This window comes from Nostoc sp. UIC 10630 (assembly GCF_010747425.1).
In the GTDB taxonomy this organism is placed as follows: Bacteria; Cyanobacteriota; Cyanobacteriia; order Cyanobacteriales; family Nostocaceae; genus Nostoc.
Map to the genome: position 1 here is coordinate 1 of NZ_JAAGOG010000223.1, position 11410 is coordinate 11410.

At 37.1% G+C, this 11410-nt stretch carries 3 protein-coding genes; 1 reads left to right on the top strand and 2 read right to left on the bottom strand.

Translation table 11 applies throughout. From position 1 onward, the window contains the following. On the top strand, positions 1-217 hold a 217-nt coding region (locus G1O98_RS32275), incomplete at its 5' end, for a hypothetical protein (RefSeq protein ID WP_163937077.1). Positions 218-408: 191 nt separating this feature from the next. Here G1O98_RS32275 and G1O98_RS32280 read toward each other — a convergent pair. Both G1O98_RS32280 and G1O98_RS32285 read right to left on the bottom strand, forming a co-directional pair. Continuing rightward, entirely contained in the window at positions 409-3693 is a 3285-nt protein-coding gene (locus G1O98_RS32280) for a helicase-related protein (protein WP_175586960.1), read from the bottom strand. Positions 3694-3925: 232 nt separating this feature from the next. Beyond that, positions 3926-11158 carry a sigma-70 family RNA polymerase sigma factor gene (locus G1O98_RS32285; RefSeq protein ID WP_243458611.1) on the bottom strand — a complete coding sequence of 2411 codons (7233 nt, stop codon included), beginning with the start codon at positions 11156-11158 and terminating at the stop codon, positions 3926-3928. Positions 11159-11410 lie beyond the last annotated feature (252 nt).

The following is an 11410-nucleotide window of genomic DNA, read 5'->3' on the forward strand; positions in this document are numbered from 1 at the left end:
TATCTGCGGTTCACAAAATTTTGTTTGGGGTCGTACCGTTGGAGAATCAGTAAGTCAGTGGGTGTATTTCCGTGCTGATGGGGCTGGGTGGGGGGAAGGCGAAAAGCTGCGGACACGGTGGCATCAGGTAGTCTGGCCTCATCGCAAAACCAGAGGCAGCGAGCAATTGCAACAAGAAAGAGACTCACTCGAAAAAGCCTATACACTCCAAAGCTAAAGAGTTGACAGAATACGAAACACATGGGTAATTGAGACAGATCCATCCCGCAAGTTTCAATCCGAACACCAGGTTTTATGGTTAGCAATCGATAAAGATTTGGAATTTATAAAAGCTAAGTTACGCCAATAATAACGCTAAAATTATCGATATTAACTCACCAAGACATCAATTTTTGCCTAGACAATAATTTAGCTCTCTGGTAAGAACCACTGATAGCAAACAAGCTGAATATCTTCTTCTTTAATCACTATCGATGGATTAAATTCTGTCTCTTCCTCAATTTCGTAATATTGGTCTTGTTCAACAAAGAATTCATCTAGTTCCAAAACCAAAGAGTTTAAGTCTCCTTTATGAACAAAATTTTCCCAAATTATTTTCATGTCCCGCTCATAAACACGAAGATTACCTTTAGTAATTACCTTTAATACCCGTTGTTTAGCTTCTTGGTATACTGGCTCGTCATGTGCTGGACTAAATTGAATCAAAACTTGATGAATTTTTTGTAAAAGCTTACTAAGCTTAGGCTTTAATATAATGCTAGTTTCTTCTTTTCTGAAAAATGTCATTAAGTGACTGACAGCCCCATCCAAAATATTGAAGATAGAGTCATCAAACCTCACTGGTAATAGTTGATCGGGAGGAGGAAAATCATTACCTTTACACTTGAGCCAGTTAAATATTTTACGTTTGTCAGCAATTAGTCGGTCTGGATTGAGGTAGATGATACCGTTAATACGGGGATAAAAGTGCCACAAGTGTATATCTTTAGCACGAAATGCTAGAAATATTCCTCCATCTTCTGCTTCAGGAATATTGAAATAGCGTGTGCTGTGAATGCCCAGTGGAATTTCTTCAGCCGCTTCCTCCCCTTCTAGCTGAAAAAATTCTAGGAGAGGCAAACGCATTTCATCCAAGGACACCAAGTCAGCTGCTTGCTCAAGTTCCTCTAGAATTGCTTCTTTATCCGCATTAGTAATTGCTTTCTTGAGTCGATATAATTCTTCCAATGATTTTTCCGAAATGATTTCTCCTAAAACGCTGGCATCCAATCCCACGTTCTCACCAATCATCGCAATCCGGGCTTGTAATCTTGCTACCAATCCCAGTAAAGCATCTAAACCTTCTTCTGGAAAGCAGTTATAAATAAACAGTTCTTCATAGTTAGTACCTAAACGGTCAATTCGTCCAGCACGCTGAATCATTCGCACTGGGTTCCAATGCAGATCATAATTAACTAAAATACCAGCATCTTGTAAATTTTGACCTTCAGATAAAACGTCAGTGCAGATAAGAATGTCAATTTCCTGAGTTTGGATATCTTGCCGCTCTTCCTCACTTTGACAATTAGACTTTGGTGCAAAATATTTAACTTTTTCTTCCCTTTGTTTGCCACTAGTTTCACCAGTAATTTTATCAATTTTAGGCTTTTTAGTACCTATAGCCATAGCCATTAACCAGTTTTTATCTGAAATTAGCTGGTTATATAAATAATCAGATGTATCTTTAAAATAGCTGAAAACTATAATTTTTTGTCCCTTAAGATTATTTACTAGTAACTGTTTAAATGCTGTTATTTTACGGTCATAATCACTTCCTAATTCTACACTTTTTCTGATTTTTAAAAGTGTATTCATAATCCGATTCAGAATACCTATATCTGATTGGATCTGTGATTGCAACTTTTCAATTTGGTAGTCTTTGGGGTCAATTTCATTCAAAGACTCAATTAAATCTTCTACTGAACTACTCTCCTCTTCATCTGTCTCCGCCGCTAAAATTTTGCGAAAATTTTGGCTGTCTAGCAGTTTCCCTTGCTGTAGTAAGCTAAAAAACCTTTCTTGAAAATTTTTCTGATTGCGAATACTGCTTTCAAAAGCAATAAGCGAACTTTCTAACCGCTTCAGATAAAGTGATTTCATTAGGGCAACAAGAGCATCATTGCGCTTTACCTGATCTTCTTCTTGCTTATTTTTCTGCTTTTTAAAGCGTTTAATATTATAAGGAGCTAGCTGTAACTCGTCAATTTGATTGGCAATCCCGGCATAAAGCCCTTGAAAGCTTGACTCAAAATTATAAGTAAACTGCTGTAATTGGCGTTTTGGAAATCGAATCTTTTGACCAGCAATATAAATTTCTTCACCAGCTAACTGTCGCTTGATTACATCTTGTCGAGAGCGCCTCACCATTGTTTGAAATAAAAGTTCAGTAATCTCTTTGTCTCCCTTTGCTAAGGCTTTAAAGTGATTTTTTAAATGGGGAACTCCATGTTTTCGATAATATGTTTCTGTACTACGTGGTAGCAATAAAATTTGGTGATAAAGGTCATAGATACTAGTATTAATTGGCGTTGCAGTTAATAGCAACACTCGCTTACTTCGTTTACCACTGCCAATAAGCTTTTGTAGAGTTCGGTATCGGTTTGTTGCACTATTACGGAAGTTATGCGACTCATCTACAACAATTATGTCATGCTTGTTGTAGCGGCGGATGTCAAAGTTTTGACGGCTAATTTCTTCCTGGGAAACTATGTCAGCTTTAATTCCGTACTCGTCCAGCTTTTTTCGCCATACCAAATCCCGTAACTGAGATGGACATACCACTAGTGCGCGAGGCACATAACCAGGCCGTCTGTCTTTAATCAGGTAATGGTCAAGCACCTGCAAACCTATGTAAGTCTTACCTAAACCTACAGCATCTGCCACTATGCAACCCCGGTGACGCTCCAGTAATCTGACGGCCCGCTCGAACCCTTCCTGTTGGAAACTAGCAAGTTCTAGGCTCGTGCGAACGCTACCCTCTGGTAAAGAATCTTCTTTGAAAAGTTCATAAAGTGCTTTTAAAAATACCTGATAGGGTGTGTAAGGTTTGCTGCCAAATTTTGAGGCGTTCAGAGCATCAATTAGTTTAGCTTTATAGCCTTGGTCAACACTTTTGTCATTCCAGAATTTTTCAAACCACTGGCTGCGAAGGTCTTGGGCAATTACTGTTATTTTATTTAATACATTTAACTCTGTATTACCACTTAATCCAGCAGGAGTGAAGTTACTAGAACCTATAATGCTGTAATTATCAAAAATGTAGGCTTTTGCGTGAAGAAACTGCACACCATCACCAATAGCTCCATAAAGCCTGACATGGATATGGTCTTGCTGTAAGTATCCAATCAAACGGTCAATCTGCTGCTTATACTTAAGCTTGTATTTTTCAGACTCTAGCTGCTTCTGAACATCGCGGCTAAAGTATTGTGACAGATCAATACGATCGCCTTCTGCGGGTCGAATCGTAGGATCACGACCAATTAACAGGCGTAAGTTAATTATGGTGTAGAAAGCTTGTTCTAAACGTACCCATGCCTCAATTCGGAAAAATCCAGTAGCAATGTCTAGGTTTGTTTGGCTTTCATTCAAAATGAGTACTTTCAAAACATCTTCAAGTTTATGTTGATTATTGTCTATGTAATCTGGGAGAGTCATAATTTAACAACCTATATATTTTGATAAGTTCACTAACGATTGCAGGAAAAATTTAGACAAAACTATTCATAAGAGGATGTTTGAAAAGTATTTTCCTGTAACTTTAGGCACTTTTGATCTCTCCTACCCCCCTTTTTTAGGGGAATATAAAACTTTTGATACCGACAAGAGGATTTTTCAAACAACCTCTAAAGATTGTCGATGCCAACAAATTAATGGGTACTTTTAGATATTAATCTTTCATAGCTTTGAGGATACGACCCACTGCTGGCTCAAGACGCCAGTATTCTTTAGGGTCATTTTTCTTACGTACAGGAATTGCAAAATTTAGCAGGTCTGCCCAGATCAAAACTTTTTTTAGAATATTTGGTTGGATATCATCCATTAAAGCCACTAATTCATCAGTAGAAATGCTCTCTTCAGGGCTTTGACACCAATCAGCTAAATCTCGTAATACTTTCTGTTGTTCGTAACTATTAATTCCTAACTGTAAAGTAATAAAATCCCGTGCCTCTTGCCAGTCATCAAATGATCCTTTTAATTCTTCTAAGTGAAGTTCCCAATTGTGTACGTCAGATTTAGAATTCTGATATAGTCTGTAAAGAAGTACTGGCCAATTTCCCGTCACTACGGTAATTTTGTCACGAGATTCTTTATCGCTAGGATAATTACAATCTTGTAGCCATTGTCGCAGAGCAACATCGTGCCAAGGTTTCAAAGTTAAATTAGTCAGACTATTAAGTTCATTTAACTCTGTGGTATCGTTGCTTATTAACTGCCACAAGTTTTGAGGGTTAGCAACAAAAACTATTTGCACAAAAGAATTTTGGGATCTTAATCCTCTAACTTGCTCTCTCGCCTCATTAACCCAATGCTGATTCCAGGAACAAGCTACGGATATAACAATTAACGTCATACAATCTTTCTGGCGATTACGTATTCGCAATTTTAGGCGTTGACAAAAATCTTCTTTAGATAAAATGCTCTCCCAATAATAATAAAAATATTGCTTTTTCTTACTCATAACTGATTCTAGATAAAGCTTTAAATCCTCAAGCCCTGCCCCTACAGTACCAGAAATAATGAAGATTCCATTTTCTGTGGATAGAAGTTTTGATTCCTGTTGGGCTGTTAAAGGACTACGCCGAAACTTGTCCTTAATGCCAATAACTGAACGAAAAGTAAAAGGCTCATATTCAAGAGGTACTTCCCGGTGTTGTAAAAGTGTTGCTTCAATTGCGTCTGGGGTTCCCATCAGCACTAATACATTGGGACTTCTCAGAGTAAAACCACCTGTATTGGTAATACGTAAAACCCCTAATCCTACCATTTCTTCTAGCAGAACTTGAATTTCATCTGATGACAAAGCTTGAAAGGCTTCATACCACCATATCAGCACTTCATTTCTAATCCAAAACACATTAAATCCATCTACCATTCCTTTATTAATGTTGATAGAGCCAAAGGCAATCGCATAAGCAATCACTTCATATCGCTGATCCAATTGCAAAGTCCATACAAATCTATCCCTAATAGCTTTACGTAGGTCTTGATTATTGTAAGCATCATCAACTTGTTGCGAACTAATTATGTAAGGTGGACTATCTTTACTATCAATATTCGCAACATCAGGATTAGTGACATGTTTGAGCAATTGTTGACAATAAAGTTGTATTAGACTGGGATAATAGTTAGTTTGCGAAAGAATACGTGTGATTAAATCAGGAGATTCAAAATAATAGCCAACACTAGCAAATGGGCGTTCAATTAAAGCCCTGGCTTCGCGCATTTCACCATTGTTTAGCAGTGGACCAATGCAAATAGGTTGTCCCAAGTGAGCCAAAGGATGGTTTTCTAACTTGGTAGTACGTTGTACATTGTGTAAGCCAGCAAAAACTACCTTAAAACGACGATTTGTTCTGTCCATTAATCCTTTGAGACGCGCAGAACGAATAAAGTCTCCCTTTTCATCATTACCTTCTGTGCGTTTTTTACCATCGGCTTCCAGAAACTTATCTGATTCATCTAGCAATAACAGAATACGACGTGTTTCGTCTTGTTCTAACCAAGTTTGAATTTGCTTTAGTAATTCATCAGGTTTTATACGGCTAGATTTAGCATCAGGAATTACTCCTAAGTGCTTAAACTCAGCTGCCAGTAAATTCCAAATTTCATCAATATCTCTATCGTAACCAATTGCTTCAGATTTGAGATCAAGCCAAAGTGCTATTTTTCCCTCATTTGGTGAATGAAAAATACGCTCTACAGAACGCAGCAAGACCGTTTTACCTAACTGCCGTCCACCATAAATGAAACAAGAACCAGCACTATCAATAACCGAATCTCGCTCTCTTTCGCGTCCATAAAACATTTCTGGAGGAACAAATCCTGAAGTGGTTGTGTATGGTTCTAAGAAGCTAAAAGGCAAAGTACACTCAAACAATATAGGTAGCCGTGCACCTCTTTCTCCACAAAGATAGAGCATGACAACATCATCTATGACAATAAAGTTACGGCGGCGCTCCCTGCACAAGTAGGCAAGGTCTCTACGTCTTTTTTCCGTCATCCGTCCAAAATGGAACACCATAACTGGAGAAGCATGAGAAGTATCCCCAATAGTATTGAGAATTTCTTCTTCTGGTGGTCTATCCCATACACAGAGAATACGATAGCGTCCTTTTGCCCCTGAACCAAATACTGGAACAGGACAACGATTTTTGTCTTGAATTAGTTCAGTAGTAATGTCAATCCAAATATAATTACCTACTTTTTTGATATTAATACTTACTACATTAAAACCTAAACTACTTAGAATTTGACTAACATCTTTATCAGTGATTCCTTGCTTTCTTCCTTTTACCGCCAACCAGGTATCAAACATTTGTGATGCTTGTTTTGCCTGAGCGCCTGGTACATGTCGCATCTGAATTAGTCCAACATTGTTACGCTGGGAAATTGCGTTTATTAACTCACGCCGCTTGATTGATTTAGAGTCACGGTCAATAGTCTCAAGTACACTTTCTATAGAAATATAAGTATTATTGAAGAACTCTTTAAAAGCCTCTCTCCTATTTTCTGCTTCAGGTATTTGTCGTCCCTGCTGCACCATAACTATATATTCATTAGCCGTCAGGACATCACCTTTATCTAATACACCATTAATTCGAGCATAAACAGGGTTTTCTTGTCCTATTTCTTGACTCAAACTTTGCAATTTTTTTCGAGTTTCTTCAATATTTTCCTGCTGTTTAGCATTAATTACATCACTTATATTTTGCAAATGTAATATGCTCTCATAAAACCGTAATGTTGTTGATGTAATATTTTCTATTCTTCCAATTTGTGCTGCATAATCTAACCTTTCAGTTTCGCGCAGTAAACCTAGAGCAACGTTATCTTCTAGTAATTTTTTAGTATTATTTACTGCTTGCTCTAATTCTTTTTGGCAATTTTTAATATCAATTTCTCGTTGTTTTTCGAGTTGAGTAATATCAATTGATGTCTCTGGATACACTCGGATAAACTCAATAATTCGCTCAGTAGCTTCGTGGTCTTTGTTTTGAATCCGTGAATTAAAAGCTTGTAGCCAATTAAAATTATCTTGATCAATCAGATTAATAATTTCTTTTATAAACAATTCTGAGCTTTTGATTTCTGGTTGCCACTCAGCATCCATTGCCAGTAAAGGTATTTTAAGCAATTCAGCATGGAGAAGATATTTCAATTCGGGCTCTGATATTTCTAATAGAGAATTGGGTTCAAAGATATTGCGAATGTTTTCTACTGCTATTCTACAATAATAAATTCCTGCTCTTAATGAAACTGAAGAGTTTTTAATCAAGAAAACATCTAGCTCTTCTAATACAGCTTGGTGAAGATTTGCAAGTTCTTGCTGCAATTGTTGAGCTTGACTATGAGCATAATTATTGCTGTTTACAGTACGCGATTCTTGAAGCTCGATCCATTGACGCACAAAATTAACTGCTTTACGAACCTGTTGGCGAATCCAACTTAAAGTCCTACCTGTAATAGCGTCACTACTGCCCCTAAAAAGACCGATTTCGCGCTGTGTCCGCTTAACTTCTTCGTTAATCTGAGTTTCATTGGACAATCGCTCAACATATTGTTTAGCGATATCCAACTTGCTCAAATCATTGTGTCTCACTGGAAATAGCAAAGAATAAATAAGTTGATTGGGCTTAAACCACTCAATCCAAACTGCTTTAGCTATTTCATAATATATGTATAAAAGCTGAGATTGAGACCACCAATCTTCAACTTGCTGATGTAAATAAACCATATCAGCTTCCCATACGGTCTGACTTCTGATTGTCTTGATAGCTGTTGTATCTAAAGCACAACCTTGGTTTCCATACTTGGCAATAATTTGGCAATATTCATACAGTTGATTAAGACCTTCTCCGAACCGAAGTGAATAGAGAATTTGCGAAGCATTAGTATTTGGTGCTAGTAAAGCTGGACGCAATGCAGCAGGTGCTAAAAGTAAACTAACAGCTTGGTTCCACTCACTGTCTCCATCAACAAAACAGTCGTTGATGAGGTTCGTAAAATCAATTTTTAGAATGTTAGCAATTTCCCCTAATCCTGTGTCATAACGCACATGGCGACCTAAAATTACCCCCCGAATAATTTCTGACGAAAAATATGGTTGTGAATCAGGATTTTGGGTTTCCAGACAACGTGCTAAATGATAAGCAAGGCTAAGTCTTTTTCCCTCAAGTAGTTGCCAAATTCTGTTATGAAGGACTAGTGAATCTTCGCTAGTATCACCGCTAATGGATACAGTATTTTGTTGCTCTATACCCTTTAGGGTTAACTCACCTTGAAGCTGTAATTCTTTATCCTCCTCTTCAAAAATATTTTTATTAGATTCGGGTTTAGGTAAAACCGAAGCTTCAATTTCCTGTTTAGTTGTTATTTTGGAAATGATGCTTAATTTTTTGACTGGTCGAGGGTCTACTATAACTTTCTTATTAGGTGATGTAATTTCTAGCTTTGCCTGTGCCACGTTCAACTGTTTTATACTTTGCTGTTCGGAAACTGATGTTACTACTTGATGAAATTCAATATCAGACTTTTCCTCCTTTATCTCATTACTTAAAACTGCCTTTACCTCATTAATTAAAACTGAGGTAAAATTTTGTATGGATTCTTCTTGGACTACAAGTCCTCCTGTTAATGCTGCTAAAGCCAAAGGCATTCCCAAAGATTGACTTACAACAGAACGTAATTCTTCCAAACGTTGATAGTCGGGAGATTCTCGATCCGTAATCAATGCCAGCAGTTTGGAGAATAAATGATTGCCATCACTTAAGCTTTCAATATCTGAATGTAAGCTTGACTCTTGTGATTCCAAAATAGCTTGGTAGAGTTTACGGGCTTTATCCTGGCATTCTTGCAAAGGTTGAAAATCGCTATCTACCTTATGTACTATTGCCAAAACGCGCTGCAAGACTCTTAAAGCAGATGAGCGGATTTTTTCATCCTCTGCCTTTTCATTCTCCACCTCTTTAACAGCTTGCAGTAAGGATTTAAAGTCTTTACAGGAAACAATTTTTTCAGGTTTAGAGATGAGTGAAACTTCAGATAAGGTGGCTAATTCCAGTACTCTGTCACGCAATTCTCCAAAAATTTTTCGGCTTTCTTCTATTTCTAAAATTAACTCTTCAGGTAGAGGGATACCAGGGCATTGCAGTTCTATAATTCCCTGCGATAATTTGACACCAAGGTGGGAAAATACCTGTTCTAGAGCAGCAACTTCTCTTAGTAAATCTTCTGAATTATATTTTTTCATATTTATCATCTTTTGACTTAAACTAGTTTCTCTTAATTCGGTGATTTTGTGATTATTAGGTTGAGCATGGGGAGGATTCAGGTTTGTTTTTTTCAAATTCACTCTATTGTTTAAAGCATTCGTAGAAATCAAAATTTCTTTTTTAGTAGTAGGAGCTACTATTTGGGCAGTAATTTGCTGATGTAAAACTATTTGCGGCTTACAAAAGCGTAGTTTATCTAGTGCTTTATTAATAATTTGACGAATTCTTTCGCGCGTTAAATTAAAATGCTGACCTATTTCCTCCAAAGTTTTCTCGTGTCCATCGTCCAAACCATGTCGCATTTCTAAAATTTGGCGACTCCGAGGTTGGATTATTGCTAAGAGACTTTCTAATTCCTCTCGCAAAAGGGTTTTAATTATTTGTTCTTCTGGAGTGTCTCCGTCAAATTCCATCAAATCTGCTAATGTAGTGTCTTGCTCTGCACCAATTAGAGTATCTAAGGAAATTATTGGCAAAGCAGATTTAACAATAAATTGGAAATTTTTATCCGGCATTCCCAAGAAATCTGCTATTTCTTTTTGTTTGGGAAGACGACCCATTTCTTGATAAAGCTGCTTTGTTGCATTTTTAATTGAATATATTTTGTCCCAAAGGTGAACAGGAAGGCGAATGGTACGGGATTGCTTATCAAGCGCTCGTTTTACACACTGTCTAATCCACCAAACTGCATAGGTTGACAATCTATAACCTTTTGTGTGATCAAACTTCTCAACCGCTCGAATTAATCCCAAATTCCCTTCTTGAATTAAATCTAAAAAGTCAACTCCTCGATTTATATACTTCTTGGCAATTGAAACTACTAATCGCAGGTTTGCTTCTATTAGCTTGTTTTTGGCACCTCGGCCGTTAGCTATACGTTCGCGAAGTGCTAATAGGGATATACCAGCTGCTGATGCCAACTCTTCATCTTGTGGATTTCGCTTCAATTCTTGTTGCAACTGCTGTTTGAGACGGTATAACTCTTCTAGAGGAGCAACTTTACGAGCAAGAGTAATTTCTTGTGCAGTTGTTAACAAGCTAATCGTACCAATTTCTTGCAAGTACAAACAAACTGAATCTGGGTTTTCGTACTTTGGCTGGTAATCTCTGAACCTAAGCGCTTCGTGCTGAATGCGGTGAAGTGTTTGGGGGTCAAGCTTAAAAGCAGCAATCTTTTCTAATCGATTTAAGTCATGATAACTAGGGTCAACAGTATTAATCAGATATGTGTTAATTTTGAACGAAAAATTATACTTATCATTTAAAGACTGATGAGGACTAAGGAGCATTAACTGCTTGTAGTCCTTTGTACCTAATAATAAAAAGTGGGAAGTCCGTCCGTTACAGAGACTTTTGGCAATCGCCTGCATTCGATGAGTAACAGCATCAAGCGAAGACCAATGGTTAGGGTGTAGCTGAAACAGGAAAACTTGTAACTCTCCATTCCCCTGGTTGGCAATTAAATAGACCTGATTTATGGCTTGAGCACTCCCATAGGGAAGTTCCAACACGCTAATATCCCATATTTGGAAAGTAGTATTGTAACCCAATTGTTGAAATATTGCTGCGATTTTTTCTGGAGTATTGGCATTTCGTACATCATCTAATTGAAGTAAGCGCTCAGGCATCTCATTACAGGAAAAATAATTTTAATCACTTGTCAACAGGAAATTTTTCCGCTAACAAAGCTGCATCAATTCTTTCAATGGTTAGACATGGAAAAATTAACACCAAAAGAAATAAACTACTAGCCTTGCGTGAAAATAGTCAATAATTTAGAAACCAATAATAATCTTGTAATTATGGGTATCTTTATTGCTAAACGCTTTAGATTCTATAAGATTTTTAAAATCTAAATATTTATATATTATATACAATAC

Coding starts and splice junctions, on each gene's coding strand:
- G1O98_RS32285 (WP_243458611.1), bottom strand. CDS start 11,158: ATGCCTGAGCGCTTACTTCAATTAGATGATGTACGAAATGCCAATACT.
- G1O98_RS32280 (WP_175586960.1), bottom strand. CDS start 3,693: ATGACTCTCCCAGATTACATAGACAATAATCAACATAAACTTGAAGAT.